Origin of the sequence: Colwellia sp. D2M02 (genome assembly GCF_018860755.1) — a bacterium.
Taxonomy (GTDB): Bacteria; Pseudomonadota; Gammaproteobacteria; order Enterobacterales; family Alteromonadaceae; genus Colwellia; species Colwellia asteriadis.
This window is the reverse complement of sequence record NZ_JAHKPW010000070.1, coordinates 399,858-415,528: the sequence shown is the minus strand read 5'-3', so window position 1 is coordinate 415,528 and position 15,671 is coordinate 399,858. Positions and strand designations below refer to the sequence as shown.

Genomic DNA, 15,671 nt, shown 5'->3' with positions numbered 1-15,671 from the left:
TAGTTTTTCTTCTTTTCATATGATAAGTAAGGCAAATTTCGCGTCAATAGCTGGCCTATTGCAAGTAAATTTAACGAAGAAGTTAGGAAAAGTAGCTGCTAGATAAACATTTGTTAAGCCGAACTCAGGTTATTTAGTAAGTAATACGGGCTAATAAGCTATATAACTTTCATAAAATAATCTCTTTGCTATATTTAAAACTAACGAATGATAGGTTTTATAAAACAAATTAAATCAATTTATTAAATATCTCTTAAACCGCGTTCAGGTTATATACCTAACAATAGCTTTAACATTATAATTTTATTTCACAAGGAAGAGACTAAATGACGTTTAAAGAAAGCCAAGATACGTCAACGTTAACCTTCATAAATAATGAACAAACGAAGCTTTACCTTCATGCAATTCTCACTAATACAAGAGATCCTATCTTTGTAAAAGATAATGAGTGTAAATTAATACTAGTTAATAACGCTTTTTGCCAACTATTTGGGCTATCAAGAAAAGACATCATAGGTAAAACGTTAGCTGAAAAAGTCCCCCCATTGGAAAGAGAGCACTTTCTTGCTATTGATAAAAAAGTCCTTGAAGAAGGAAAGGAGATTCTATGCGAAGAAACACTTACCCTTAGTGCTGAGCAAGTTAAGATAATTAGTACAAGAAAAAGTCGCTTCACCGATAATTTAGGTAATCGCTACCTGATTGGCGTCATACACGATATTACTGAGCGTAAAAAAAACGAATTACGTAAAAAGTCTCATCGCCATGTATTAGAGCTTATTACTAGTGGTAAGCCACTAGCTATTATTCTTGATGCAATTCTGCACCTTGTTGAGCAAGATAACCCTGAGATGATTTGTAGTATCTTACTATTAGATAATTCAGGACAACATCTAATAAGTGGCTCTGCCCCTCGTCTTCCTACATTTTATAGTGAAGCTATTCATGGCGTCGAAATAGGCATCGGTGTTGGCTCTTGCGGTACAGCAGCTTTCATGAATGAGCGTATTATTGTAGACGATATTGAAAGTCACCCTTATTGGGAGCCTTATAAAGGATTAGCTAAAGAAGCAGGGCTAGCCTCTTGCTGGTCAGAGCCAATAAGATCTACAGAGGGAGACGTTTTAGGCACTTTTGCTATATACCATAATGAAATTAATGCACCAACCAAAGCAGACCTTACCGTAATTGAGCAAACTGCAAGTTTAGCTAGTATTGCTATAGAAAAAAAACATACTGAAGACAAACTAAAGCTCGCTGCTAGCGTATTTTCTCATGCGCGAGAAAGTATTATCATTACTGATGAAAATAATCATATTATTAATGTTAATGCTCGGTTTAGTGAAGTATCAGGTTACTATCATGAGGAAGTATTAGGAAAAAAACCACAGTCCTTAATGTCTGATGTTCATTCGCCCGAATTTCATGATGTGATGTGGGAAGAGGTTAATGCTAACGGCTACTGGATCGGCGAGGTAGTTAGTCGTCATAAAAGCGGAAAAAAATATACTGAAATGCAAACTATTAGTGCTGTACGTGATGAGCATAATAAAGTTAGCCATTATGTTATTTTAGCTAATGATATTACTTCAATGAAAGAATACCAAAAACAGTTAGAGCATATAGCACATTTCGACGTACTTACTAATTTACCCAACCGGGTATTACTTGCAGATCGCCTATCTCAAGCACTATTACAGTGTAATCGTCAAAAGCAGTCTCTTGCTGTAGTTTTTCTAGATTTAGACGGTTTTAAAGCGATTAATGATGCTTACGGTCATGACATCGGTGATGAACTGCTAATTTCTCTTTCGGGGTTGATGAAAGCATCGTTACGCGAAGGTGATAGCTTAGCTCGTATTGGCGGAGATGAATTTGTAGCTGTATTAACAAACTTGCCGGAAAAAATTACCCCAATGGATTACGTGCCTATATTAGAGCGCCTTTTATTAGCTGCATCGGCTCCCGTTATGGTTAATGGTGCCATTTTAAATGTTTCCGCTAGCATTGGAGTAACTCTTTATCCACAAGATAACGTTGATGCCGATCAACTCATGCGTCATGCTGATCAAGCTATGTATATTGCAAAAGAAAGGGGTAAAAATCGCCACCATCTATTTGATATAGCTCAAGATGATGCCGTAAAAGTACAACGAGAGGGCCTCAATGCTATTCGTCATGCTTTAGATCATAATGAATTTGTACTTCATTATCAGCCCAAAGTGAATATGAGATCTGGTACTGTAATTGGTTTTGAAGCTCTTATCCGCTGGCAACATCCGAAAAAAGGGCTATTAAGCCCAGCTGAGTTTTTACCCATTATTGAAAACAACCCTATGAATATTGAAATGGGTGAATGGGTTATTAATTCAGCCTTAACACAAATTAGTCAATGGCAAAAACAGGGGCTTCATCCCCCGCTCAATATCAGTGTAAATATTGCTGCTGTACAGTTACAGCAACCTAAGTTCACTAAAAACATTATAAAGTTACTGAAAAGCCATCCAGATGTTGAGCCTCACCTCTTAGAGCTAGAAGTGCTTGAAACAAGTGCTCTAGACGACATAAGCCATGTCTCAGCTACAATGAATGCGTGCATAAAATTAGGCGTAAACTTTGCGTTAGATGACTTTGGTACCGGGTATTCATCTTTAACTTACCTGAGACGTCTTCCTGCAAGCCTGATTAAAATAGATCAAAGCTTTGTACGAGATATGCTATGCGATCCTGATGATTCGGCAATTGTCGAAGGGGTTATTGCTTTAGCTAAATCTTTCAAGCGTAACGTCATAGCCGAGGGTGTCGAAACAATTGAACATGGTAAAGCATTATTAAAGCTTGGTTGTGACTTAGCACAAGGCTACGGTATTGCCAAGCCGATGCCCGCCAATGAAATACCGCAATGGATAGATAGCTGGCAGTGCAATGAAGTTTGGCAGCAATAAATAAAGATAAATTAGAAGGCCATGTTTAACTACTTATAACCTTTATTTAACCTTAAAAAAATAGCTGAAGCTAAGCCAGCTGACGCAAAAATCATACACATCACCATAACTTGATAACGTGCGGCAATAAATGGGGATACCCCTGCGAGTATTTGCCCCGTCATCATCCCCGGCAGTGATACTATTCCCACCGCAAAAAGCGCATTAACATTAGGGATCATTGAGGCCTTAAAGGCAATATTACGCGCATTAATATAGGTTTGTGCACGTTGACGTTCAGAAAAAAATCGCTCTCCTGATAAGCTGACACTGTTCATACAGTTAGCAAAAACCATTCCTGCTAATGGAATAATAACCTTCGGTTGGTACCAAGGTGATAAATGTAATACACCTTGTGTTATGACAATTAGAATAAAAACACCGCTAATAAAAATTGCGATAAAGGTTTGCTTAAATAACACTATTTTAGGTTGCTCAATATTATTAAGCGCGATCCAACTTGAAACAGCTATCATCAGTAATAATAATAAGCCAATTACCCAAGCATTATCGCTTTCAAAAATATAACTGAGTACATAACCGACTAACAATAATTGCACTAGCATACGCACTAAGGCATGTAAGGTATTTTTAGTAGGCAGTGACCATTTCACTAAAATAATAAGCACTAAGAATACAGGCAAAAATGCAATAGCAAGGTTGGCTAACGGTATAGCTGCGAGTGAATTTTCCATTACTTTCTCACGATGTTGTCGCAATATCTAAATTTAAATTATCGTTATAATAATAAACGTATGTTACACCGCAGTGATATTTTCAATCATTAATTGCACGCTACGTTTACCTCTAAATTCATTCACATCAAGTCGATAAGCTAAGTGCACTTGTGTAGCTTGAGTATTAGGCCAAGCGTTAATATCAATATTAAAAGCAATACCGTCAAACACTTGATTCCCTCCGTTAGACGACTTTTGCACCACAACTTTCAAATGTTTTTCGCCAACAATGCGCTGCTGAATTAAAGTAAAAGTATCGTCGAATAATGGCTCAGGAAAGTTTTGTCCCCATGGTCCTGAATCTCTGAGTAATTCAGCAAAGTCTAGGTTCAAATTTTCGACCGGCAAAGCGCCGTCAGATAAAATAATACTCTGTAAGTCTTCAGGTTTAAGCCATTGACTAGCTAATTGGTCAAATAAAGTTTGAAAACGAGTAAAGTCACACTGTTTTATTGATAAACCTGCCGCCATGGCATGGCCACCAAATTTCAGAATAAGCCCAGGGTGTTGACTGTCAATATGTTCTAATAAATCTCGAATATGTAACCCTGGAATAGAGCGCGCTGAGCCTTTTATTTCTCTCGACTGCTCATCATTGACTTCATCATCACTGCCATTGGCAAAAACAATACAGGGACGGTGAAATTTTTCTTTTAAACGCCCCGCAACAATACCAATAACCCCTTGATGCCAATCTTTTTGATACAGTGCAATGGCACTTGGAAAGTCAGCTTTATTGTCTTTTGCTGTGCTCGTTTCATTAAAGTTAAACGCATCGAAGTTAAGTGAACTTAACACCCGTTCAGCCTCACCTTGCATACCCTGCTCTATTTCACGACGTGCTTTATTTAAATCATCAAGCTCTGCCGCCATTACCCTTGCGCTTGATAAATCACTCGCTAGTAAACAGTTAATACCATAAGCCATATCATCTAAACGCCCAGCCGCGTTAATTCTTGGGCCGAGTGCAAAGCCAAAATCGCTCGCCACTAAGCGTTGTTGGTTTTTATTAGCAATTTCAATCAATGCCTGAATACCCGGACGAGTTTGCCCTGCTCTTATACGCTTTAAGCCTTGCTCAACTAAAATACGGTTATTGCCATCAAGTGAGACCACATCAGCTACTGTACCTAAGGCAACTAAATCAAGTAACTGCGCAATATTAGGCTCAGGGATGTGATATTCACTGAAATAATTTTGCTCGCGACAATATTTTCTTAGCGCCAGCATGACATAAAAAGCGACACCGACACCAGCAAGCGATTTGCTTGGGAAGGTACAGCCGACTTGATTAGGGTTAACAATAGCATCAGCATTAGGCAAGCTATGTCCTGGTAAATGGTGGTCGGTAACAATCACTTGCATTCCCAAGTCTTTAGCGCGCTTCACTCCCGCAATACAGCTAATACCATTATCGACGGTAATTAACAGTTGCGCTCCTTGGCTTGCTGCAATATCAACTATTTCAGGAGTTAAGCCATAACCGTATTCAAAACGATTTGGCACAATAAAGTTATGATGTGTGCTACCAAATAAGTTAAACGCTGTCATCATTAAAGCGGTGCTCGTAGCACCATCGGCATCAAAGTCACCCACAATAATAATATGTGTTTTGTTGATTAAGGCTTGATACAGCAATTCACAGGCAGTATTTATACCCATTAATGATGAAGCAAGTTCGGTAACACCATGTAAGTTATTCACTTTAAGTTCAAGTTCGCTTGCTGATTTAACGGCTCGCGCGGCATAAACTTGTTTAATAATTGCAGGAAGATGAGGAGGTAAATGGCTATCGTCTACTGGTGTGCGGCGAATTATTTTTTTACTCATAGGTTACTCATCTTCTTATCTTTTTTATAAAATACTGTAATTAAAAAAACTTACTCAATAGCCAGTTACAAAAAAGCAGTGATCGTGATCACTGCTTTTTATATGACACTTCAATGTAAGGCTTTACATTAAGGTTCTTACATTAAACTTCTTTTAATATTGCTTCAAGTTGTGCTGGCGGCTTGTAACCTGGCACCATCATACCGTTAGGCAAAATAATTGCTGGTGTACCTGTAACACCAATTTGGCGACCAAAGTTAAATTGCGCTTCAATAGGCTTATCACAAATTCTATAAGCAATACCTGCACCTGATTTTGCTCGTGTTAACGCATCGGCAGAGTCATCATTACACCACACTGAGCGTAAATCTTTAAAGCCATCGGTAAAGTTACCTAAACGATCGTTAATACCTGAGCGCGGATAAGCTAAATAGCGAAAGGTAATACCGAGTTTATTATACTCAGCCATTTCAGCGTGCATTTTACGGCAATAACCACAAGTAATATCAGTAAAAACTGTCACTACATATTTTTCATCTTTAGCTGGATACGTAATAACATCATTAGCAAATGACTTTACCCCTTCAAGACGTATAGCAGCTAAGCTTTGCTCGGTTAAATCAGTCAGTTCATTTTTAATGCTATAAAGTTTGCCATGAATTAAAAATTCACCGTTATAACTAGAATAGAAAAGTCCTTGCTCGGTATGAATAGCCGCTAAATCATTCATTGGTGTTTTTTCAACTTTAACTACATTTAGCCCTAATTTATTTCCAACGACTTCTTTTAGCATTTGCGCATCAAATTTGTCACTAGGAGAGCTTGCGATTAAAGCGGGTACATTTTCATTCGCAATAGCTACTTGGGCTAACGTGGTCGGTACAATAAATACTATCGCGGTGATGACATAGGTAATAAATTTGCTGTGCATAGAAACTTCCATAAAGGTGATGTATTAATACGAATAAAATTAAGCTTTCATTAAAGACCGTACTTTAGCGTGTGAAATTACAGCCTAGTTAAACATATTGCAATTTTTTTAGCTAAAACGGTTATTTTATCGGATAAATAGCAAAACTAAAGGCATATCTTCTGATAAACTCAGCGAAAGTGTTACTAAGTATGATGACTTACAACGCTAGATAACTAAATTTAAGTAACTAAATCTAGGTAACTAAGCACTTAGAGCACAAAGTTACACAACACCATTTTATTATTGATGTAAATCCAACGAACGAGATCGCAAATGAAAATAGGCTTATTTTATGGTTCAACCACTTGTTACACTGAAATAGTTGCTGAAAAAATACAAGCAGCAATAGGTGAAGATTTAGTTGATATATTTAATATAAAAGATCAGCCACTTTCACTCTGCCTTGATTATGACTTCATTATTTTTGGTATTTCTACCTGGGATTATGGCGAGCTACAAGAAGACTGGGAGTCTATTTGGCAAGATATTAACTCGCTTGATTTATCAGATAAAATTGTTGCTTTGTATGGTATGGGCGATCAAATTGGTTACACCGAGTGGTTTCAAGATGCTTTAGGTATGCTCCACGAGCAAGTGCTTGTTCAACAGGCTAACGTTATTGGTTACTGGCCAAATGAAGGTTACGAGTTTACCGCATCAAAAGCACTGAGTGACGATGAAAGCCACTTTGTTGGTTTATCTTTAGATGAAGATACCCAATATAATTTAACCGATGAACGTATCGAGCAGTGGTGTGAGCAAATTTTACTTGAATATAGCGAGTTACTCTAACCCGTAATTGACCAGCATTAACGATTAAAGGGTTACAGCAAGCACGAAAGTCACTATAATTGCCGCCATATTTGTATTTATTTAACAGTTAGTGAATTATTCCCTATGTTTGAGCAATTTGATCTCGACTCTGAGTTATTAGCCAGTGTCAAAAAAGCGGGTTATACCAAACCAACATCTATTCAAGAGTTAGTTATTCCTGAGGCGATGCAAGGTAAAGACATTCTTGCTTCTGCGCCGACAGGAACCGGCAAAACCGCCGCTTTTTTACTGCCAATTGCTCAACACTTACTTGATTACCCAAGAACGCAACCGGGCTTTCCTCGCGTATTAATTTTAACGCCAACCCGTGAATTAGCGATTCAAATCGGTGAAGACAGTGAAAAAATTGCTGAACTAACCAATATTAAAACGGGTGTTATTACCGGTGGCGTTAATTATGGTAGTCACAGTGATATCTTAAATAGCACCACTGATATTTTAGTGGCAACCCCTGGTCGTTTATTAGAATACATTGAGAATGAGCAATTTGATGCTCGTGAAATTGAAATTCTCGTATTAGATGAAGCAGACCGAATGCTTGATATGGGCTTTAGAGAAACTATTGATCGTATTGTTGGCGAAGCACGCTGGCGTAAGCAAACCATGTTATTTTCGGCAACATTAGAAGGTGCTGGGGTTTTACGCTTTTCTAAAGAAGTATTAAATGAGCCAGTCTTTTTAGAGTCTAATCCGTCACGTAAAGAAAAGGCGGTTATTCATCAGTGGTTGCACTTAGCTGATAATAGCGATCATAAATTAAAGCTTTTAGTGAATATTCTTAAACAAGAAGGCGTTAATCGTACCGTCGTTTTTGCTAATAAACGCGAAACAGTACAATACCTTTCAGGTAAATTATATGCCGAAGAACTGCCTTGTGTATGGCTTGAAGGCAAAATGCCGCAAGATAAACGTAACAAAGCCATTGAGCGTTTTAAAAGTGGTGAAATCAAAGTATTAGTTGCCACCGATGTTGCCGCCCGTGGTTTAGATATTGACGATATTAGCCATGTTATTAACTTTGATATGCCACGTAAAACAGATATTTACGTACATCGTATTGGCAGAACCGGTCGTGCTGGCAATAAAGGCACGGCAATATCATTAGTTGAAGCCCATGATATGCCTGTTGTGGGTAAAATTGAGCGTTACGTTGACGAGCGCTTATCGCGCCGTGTTATTGAAGAGCTTCGCCCTAAGCATAAAGAATCTCGCGTTGCTAACAAAAAAGCGAAAGTAAAACTGACCACGTCACAGAAAAAAGCCAAGGCTAAAAAGCAAGCGAAAAAACAAGCCAAACGCGCTAAAAAATAAATTTTTATAACAATAAATAAGCCGCTCACATGTTTAATTACTAACATAGCAGCGGTTTTTTATTATTTGTATAGCGCGCTTTTATGGCTGCTTTATTGATCAACCTGAGTGCGACTTACTCAGCGCATTACTTCTTATCAGGCACTCCCCTTCCCTCAAGTTATTTAAAAACATTGTATTTTAACTTTATTCGACTACTCTTTAGCAAGTAAATGAATTAAAAGGTTATTATTCGATTACAACCGATAAATGATAATAATACGGACGTTAATCGATGTTGTTAATAGCTTACGCAGTTAAGTTACTAAACATGATAGGGAATATTCACAATGTACAACCGTAAAAAACAAATAATAAATACCACACTAATACCTATTTTACTTGGTGTAGCTAGCCAAAGTGCTTTAGCCCAAGAGCCCTCAAAAGCCTCATTAGAAGACGTAGAACAAATATCTGTTATTGGTAGCCGCGTCAGTGGTCGCTCTGTTGATGAGTTACCAGTGCCGGTTGATATTCTTTCAGCAGAAGCACTAGCAAATACAGGTCAAACAGAAGTTGGTAGAATGCTGCAAGCAATTGCACCTTCATTTAACTTTTCAAGCTCTGCCATTAGTGACGGCACTGATGCACTCAGACCAGCAACGTTAAGGGGTTTAGGCCCAGATCAAACCTTAGTATTGGTAAACGGCAAGCGTCGTCATCAAGCCAGCCTTATTCACATTAATACCTCTGTTGGTCGAGGCACCGCAGGAACAGATATGAATGCGATTCCTGCCGCCTCAATAAAACGCATTGAAGTGTTACGTGATGGCGCTGCCGCTCAGTATGGCTCTGACGCTATTGCTGGTGTTATTAATATCATTCTTGATGACGCTGATGAAGGCGGTAAAGTCGCACTTTCTTACGGTGAATATTCAGAAGGTGATGGAGAAACCACTAACATAGATATTTCAAAAGGCTTTGCACTTGGCGATAAAGGCTATTTAAATACCACCCTTAACTTTAGAGATAGAGGTTTTACTAATCGCGCAGGTTTGCATGGCTCTTGTCAGTTCTCGGGATGTACTGATTTAGGTAATGGTACTTCACTACTTGGCGATCCAAGAGAAGCAACGGCACCTCGTAATACCTTTCGAATTGGTGATGCCGACTCTGAACAGTTTGGTTTAACCGTAAATACCGGTTATGAGCTTGGTGAAGGTGAGCTTTATGGTTTTATTACCTACTCTAATCGCGATAACGAGTCTGCCGCATTCTTTCGTCATAACAACAATACCGGTGGTAATGCGCCACTACAAGATGGTGACGCGACTGTTCCTATGGGGTTTCTACCTAAAATAAATTCAGATATTAAAGATATGTCATACAACTTTGGCTACTTAACTGAATTTGACAATGGTGCCAGTTTAGATTTTTCTTACACTTATGGTCAAAACACGATTGATTACACCACCAGCAACACGATTAATTCATCGTATGCCAATGCACTACAGTACAATGACGATGGCTCCTTAGCGAGTATTACTCCTGATGAAATTCGCGCTGCAGTACCTAGCGAAGCTTCTGCCTACGGGTTGGAGCTAAGCTTATCAACCTTGAATCTTGATTATACTCAAGATTTTGACTTATTTTCATTGGCAATGGGCGCTGAAATTCGCACTGATACTTACAAAGTAACCCCTGGCGCAGAATATTCATATAGAGATTACGACACCGTAAATGGTGTTAGCTTATTTCCCACCGATAGAAGTGCTGGTACTCAAGGCTTTGGCGGTATAGGTCCGGTATCGGCTGTTGATGAAACCCGTGATGTTATTTCATTTTATCTGGATGCTGAAACGGAAATTACCGATGATTTAATTGTTAGTGGCGCTGTACGTTACGATGATTATGACGGCTTTGGTGATAGCACTAACTTCAAACTTGCCGCGAATTGGTCAATTACCGAAGATATTGCATTACGTGGTGCAATGAGTACCGGCTTTAGAGCTCCGTCAATGCAGCAGCTCTACTTTAATAATATTAGTACACAGTTTAAGACCAACCCGAATGATCCTGATGGCGATCAAATTGCTGTTCAAGTGGGAACATTTAGAAACGATAGTAACTTAGCGCAAGCCATTGGTATCCCACAATTAAAAGAAGAGGAGTCAACCAACTTTAGCTTAGGAACCGTGATTAGAATAGCCGATAGTATTAACTTAACCGTTGATTTTTATACCATTGATATTGATGATCGTATTGTCTTAAGTAACTCGTTGGGTGAAGGTTTATCTCCAGCCTTAGATGCTGCACTGCAAGCCTCAGGCGCAGGTGGTGGTCAATTCTTCCTAAATGGTGCAGATACAGAAACACAAGGGGTAGATATTATTGCTACTTGGAACGGTGAAATGCTCGGTGGTGATTTAGACTTAACCTTTGCAGCCAATTTTACTGAAACCGATGTGGTTAATATATTCACACCACCCGATAGCGGCTTAGGTGATATTCCACCTGAGGATATTTTCTCCGAGCAAGATATTTCTATTATTGAAGAGTGGCAACCCCAAGATAGAATTAGCTTATCAGGTTTGTATCGTATTAATGACTTTACCGTTAATCTAGCATTTAACCGTTACGGCGAATACACAGTTACCGATGGTGGTAGACAAACCTATGGTGCTGAAATACTAACCGATTTACGTGTTAGTTATCAGGTTAACGAGCAATTATCATTTAACATTGGTGGTAATAATTTATTTGATGTAATGCCTGATAAAAACGAAATAGGTAACTCGAGAACAGGGACTATTGTTGATGCTAGCGGTAACGTAATTGTTAGTAGCCCTGGCGTATTTACTTACTCTCGTCGCTCAGCTCCTTTTGGCTTTAATGGCGCCTTTTACTACGCTGGTGCAGAATACCGTTTCTAATAATAAGACGGTTACCATAATAGCCTAACACTAAAAACACTCGCTTTGTCTTGATAGCGAGTGTTTTTTTTTGTCATAATCCACTCATGTCACAAACTTGTCACATAAAAATGTTGTAATTGTAATCATAACGTCATCTATTAATGAATTAAGTTGGCATTATCTGCTCGGGTAATAAATACGCTGGCAAATTTCAACTTAACCATTCAACTTCAAAAATGAAAAAGACTACTGTGAAAATGATATCTAAGAAAAACCTATTAACTTTATCGGTGATTGGCGCATTAAGCAGCGTTAGCGCGTTAAATGCATATGCAGCACCTTCAAATCAATCAAGTGATACTAGCTTCAACGATGCTTGGAAAATGGCTGAGCTTTATCAGAATGAACAAGGTGATTATTTTAAGCTATCTGGTCGACTACAGCTTGACTCAACTTGGGTTGATGCTGAGCAAGGTGAGTTTAATGACACCGAATGGCGACGCTTTCGCTTTGGTTTTAAAGCCAAAAAAGGCGAGTTCAAGTTCGCGTTAGAAGGTGATTTTAACCTAAATACTAGTCTTGATGACTCATATCGTCGCTTAACCGATGCTAATGTTGCTTGGGCGCTAAATAAAAATACTGAGCTAAAATTTCTCAAGCAGTCTACCGGCTTTACTTTAGACGGTAAAACCTCGTCAAATCGTTTATTAACGCCGCAACGTAATAACCTTAGTAATAACTTATGGTTTACTGCTGAATATTTTACAGGGGTTAGCGTTAAGAGCAGTTTAAGCAATGGCTGGAAGTATAAAACAGGTGTCTTTTCAAGTGATGGCTCTGATGAGTTATCAGTAAAAGAAGCAAGTTACTTCGCACTTTTATCAACCTCAAAAAAACTCGAAAAAAATGCACTTTGGGAGCAAGGCGAGCTGGGTATAGATTATGTTTACAACGATACTCATGAACATGGTAATACTCGAAAATTTTCTCAAATAGTCAGTGTATCAAGTAAATTAAAGCAACAAGCATGGGGCTTAGATACTGATATTTCATGGGGCAAAGGAGACTTAGGTCAAAGTAACCTATTTGGAGTGGTGTTAATGCCAACTTTGCAACAAACAGAAAAATTGATTTGGGTTGCTCGTTATACTTATCTAAACAGTAAAGATAATAATGGCGTAAGACTTGGTCGTTATGATCGCGACATTGTCAGCGGCCGAGGCGATCAATACCAAGAGGTTTATGGCGGTATGAACTATCTAGTTAATGGCCATAAATTGAAATTTCAGGCCGGTGTACATTACGCAAAAATGCAAGACAGTGCTAACGATGGCGGCGAATATGCAGGCTGGGGTTTAACCTTAGCGATGCGCAGCTTCTGGTAATAAGCCAACTTAAGTTCAGGTTAACTAAACCTTTAAGTATTATACTAAAAAGCCTGTACAACAAATGTTGTCAGGCTTTTTATTGGTTGCAACGATTACTCTTTGTGATTAGCTACTTCAGATAACTCTACGCACTATTACTCTGCTTCTTTGCGAGTAAACACCCAATCATTACCTTTAGATAAAGCTTCATCATACTGATAGCCGCCTAAGTCAAAACCTTTAATTTGTTCAACAGAGGTCAACTTATTTTGGATAATGTAACGTGCCATCATACCGCGCGCTTTTTTGGCAAAGAAGCTGATCATTTTATATTGACCATTTTTCCAATCTTTAAAGTTAGGAGTAATAATGGTGCCTTTTAACGACTTTTTCTTTACTGACTTGAAATACTCAGTTGAAGCAAGGTTAATTAAAACATCATCCCCTTGAGCCGCAAGCGCTTCATTTAATTCGTTAGTAATAATATCACCCCAAAATTGATATAAATTATCACCTCGACAATTAGCCAATTTACAACCCATTTCAAGGCGGTAAGCTTGAATTAAATCAAGTGGTTTAAGTAAGCCGTATAACCCCGATAAAATTCTAAAGTGCTGTTGGGCAAACTCAAAGTCGCTATCGCTAAACGATTGTGCATCTAACCCCGTATAAACATCACCATTAAAGCTCAAAATGGCTTGTCTGGCATTCGCACAAGTAAATGGCGTAGACCATTCACCAAAGCGTGCTGCGTTCAACCCCGCTAATTTATCGCTAAGCTTCATTAACGTCGCTATTTGATCGGGAGATAGTTTAACGCAGTCATCAATAAGTAACTGACTGTGCTCAAGTAATGTTGGCTGGCTGAATTTTTCAGTCGCTAAGTCAGATTCAAAATCTAATTTTTTTGCTGGAGAAACAACAAGTAACATGGCTAACCTTCTAATAAACGGGTGTATTTTATAGTGCAAAACTATAACACATCCCCAGGCATAAGTGACTTAGAAAGTTATGCAAAAAGTACCTAAAAAAAGAAATAGAATAAAATTACAGTTTATTACGCATTACTTGGTACTTTTACGCTTTTATGTTGTAATATTTCATCAGCTACATTTATATACTGGCTATCAACGCTATGCTGTAGTCAATATTTCCAAGACACTATTTTAAGGTTACGTTATGACAAACTCTTCTTCACAGCTTGCACAATTAAAGAAAGTAACAACCGTTGTTGCTGATACGGGTGATATTGAGGCTATTGCTAAGTTTCAACCGCAAGACGCAACAACAAACCCATCACTTTTATTAAAAGCCGCTTCATTACCTGCATACCAGCAACTAGTGGCTGACTCAGTAGCATGGGCAAAAACACAGTCGAATGATGCCGCTCAACAAGTGATTGATGCCGCAGATAAACTTTCTGTGTTGATTGGTTTAGAAATTCTAAAAATTGTCCCTGGCCGTATTTCAACCGAAGTTGATGCCCGTTTATCATTTGATACCAAAGCCTCAATTACTAAAGCACATAAGCTGATTGCTATGTACAACGAAGCAGGTATTAGCAACGACAGAATTTTAATCAAACTTGCTTCTACTTGGGAAGGCATTAAAGCCGCTGAACAATTAGAAAGCGAAGGTATTAACTGTAACCTCACTTTATTATTTAGCTTTGCTCAAGCACGTGCTTGTGCAGAAGCGGGTGTTTATCTTATTTCTCCTTTTGTTGGTCGTATTCTTGACTGGTACAAAAAAGATACCGGCCGTACAGAGTACCCTAGTGATGAAGACCCTGGTGTTGTTTCAGTAACCAGTATTTATAACTATTACAAGCAACAAGGTTTTAACACTGTAGTTATGGGTGCCAGCTTTAGAAATATTGGTGAAATTCTAGCCTTAGCAGGCTGTGATCGTTTAACTATTAGTCCACAATTAATGGATGAGTTAGCCAACAGTACAGAAACAATTGAAACTAAATTAACTGCCAGTGATGCAACGCCATCTAATGAGTCAGCGTTAACACAAGCACAATTTCGCTGGGAAATGAATGAAGATGCAATGGCAACTGAAAAGCTAGCAGAAGGTATTCGTAACTTCGCAATTGATCAGGTTAAATTAGAGAAACAATTAACCGATTTATTGTAACTTTTATTAGTAACTCATAAAAGTTACCACTAAAGCACCTAACGCTATATTTTCAAACAAAATGTGCTGTAAAAAATAGCAAAAAACGTGTGATTAAAACGCATATTTTTAAGTAAATATGCGTTTTTTTATTTGCACAACTTCATAATTATGGTATTAAAATAGCTGTTGTATTTACTTTGTAATATCAGGGGTACTTTATGGATAATTTAAACCGTGTTTTAGAGTCTACAGAGCAACCAGAAAAAAGCCGTGCTACGATAACTAAAAAAAGAAAATGGCGAGAAATTGAATCACTACGTGATAAATTTCAATTAGAAAAAGACTTAAAAGTATTTGATGACTCGTTAGAGTACATGCTTGAAGAGTTCTAGTTTTTCTTCTTATACTGCTATTTAACAAAATAATTAGCCTAGCTAATTACAAGTAACATATTTAACAGCGAAACTTAATACTTAAACTGCCCAACATTGTTTGGGCTTTTTATTATCTAACCTAATTCCGTTTAAGGGCTATTTAACGAATTGAAATATCAGCAAAAATTACTTTCCTGAGTCGCTCAGCCTGATAGTTTTTCTTTTTTCATATGATAAGCAAGG

11 protein-coding genes are annotated in these 15,671 nt (G+C 38.1%); 7 read left to right on the top strand and 4 right to left on the bottom strand.

Translation table 11 applies throughout. The features are described from left to right. The first annotated feature begins 326 nt into the window (after window positions 1-326). Window positions 327-2,945 (top strand): EAL domain-containing protein, encoded by a 2,619-nt coding sequence (locus KO495_RS14250; protein WP_215981057.1) that lies wholly within the window; start codon window positions 327-329, stop codon window positions 2,943-2,945. A gap of 29 nt (window positions 2,946-2,974) precedes the next feature. On the opposite strand, the gene KO495_RS14245 is transcribed toward KO495_RS14250, so the two are convergent. From KO495_RS14245 to KO495_RS14235, 3 genes are all read right to left on the bottom strand, one after another. Next, window positions 2,975-3,679 carry an ABC transporter permease gene (locus KO495_RS14245; RefSeq protein WP_215981056.1) on the bottom strand — a complete coding sequence of 235 codons (705 nt, stop codon included), beginning with the start codon at window positions 3,677-3,679 and terminating at the stop codon, window positions 2,975-2,977. A 63-nt stretch (window positions 3,680-3,742) separates the two neighbouring features. After that, window positions 3,743-5,551, bottom strand: a complete 1,809-nt coding sequence (gene recJ / locus KO495_RS14240) for a single-stranded-DNA-specific exonuclease RecJ (RefSeq protein WP_215981055.1) — start codon at window positions 5,549-5,551, stop codon at window positions 3,743-3,745. Between the two features lie 142 nt (window positions 5,552-5,693). After that, window positions 5,694-6,482, bottom strand: a complete 789-nt coding sequence (locus tag KO495_RS14235) for a thioredoxin fold domain-containing protein (protein WP_215981054.1) — start codon at window positions 6,480-6,482, stop codon at window positions 5,694-5,696. A 315-nt stretch (window positions 6,483-6,797) separates the two neighbouring features. Here KO495_RS14235 and fldB point away from each other — a divergent pair, with 315 nt between their 5' ends. From fldB to KO495_RS14215, 4 genes are all read left to right on the top strand, one after another. Next, window positions 6,798-7,316, top strand: a complete 519-nt coding sequence (gene fldB / locus KO495_RS14230; protein WP_215981053.1) for a flavodoxin FldB — start codon at window positions 6,798-6,800, stop codon at window positions 7,314-7,316. A gap of 105 nt (window positions 7,317-7,421) precedes the next feature. After that, window positions 7,422-8,669, top strand: coding sequence for an ATP-dependent RNA helicase SrmB (srmB, locus tag KO495_RS14225; RefSeq protein WP_215981052.1), 1,248 nt, complete (start codon window positions 7,422-7,424; stop codon window positions 8,667-8,669). A 329-nt stretch (window positions 8,670-8,998) separates the two neighbouring features. Then, window positions 8,999-11,581, top strand: coding sequence for a TonB-dependent receptor (locus KO495_RS14220; RefSeq protein ID WP_215981051.1), 2,583 nt, complete (start codon window positions 8,999-9,001; stop codon window positions 11,579-11,581). 239 nt (window positions 11,582-11,820) lie between these two features. Then, window positions 11,821-12,948 (top strand): porin, encoded by a 1,128-nt coding sequence (locus KO495_RS14215; RefSeq protein WP_252738981.1) that lies wholly within the window; start codon window positions 11,821-11,823, stop codon window positions 12,946-12,948. A gap of 137 nt (window positions 12,949-13,085) precedes the next feature. On the opposite strand, the gene yaaA is transcribed toward KO495_RS14215, so the two are convergent. Beyond that, entirely contained in the window at window positions 13,086-13,862 is a 777-nt protein-coding gene (gene yaaA / locus KO495_RS14210; protein ID WP_215981049.1) for a peroxide stress protein YaaA, read from the bottom strand. A gap of 247 nt (window positions 13,863-14,109) precedes the next feature. Here yaaA and tal point away from each other — a divergent pair, with 247 nt between their 5' ends. Both tal and KO495_RS14200 read left to right on the top strand, forming a co-directional pair. Beyond that, a complete protein-coding gene (tal, locus tag KO495_RS14205; RefSeq protein ID WP_215981048.1) occupies window positions 14,110-15,072 on the top strand; it encodes a transaldolase in 963 nt (320 codons plus the stop codon). A gap of 200 nt (window positions 15,073-15,272) precedes the next feature. Continuing rightward, on the top strand, window positions 15,273-15,446 hold the full coding sequence (locus KO495_RS14200; RefSeq protein WP_215981047.1) for a DUF3545 family protein: 174 nt from the start codon (window positions 15,273-15,275) through the stop codon (window positions 15,444-15,446). The last annotated feature ends 225 nt before the right edge of the window (window positions 15,447-15,671 follow it).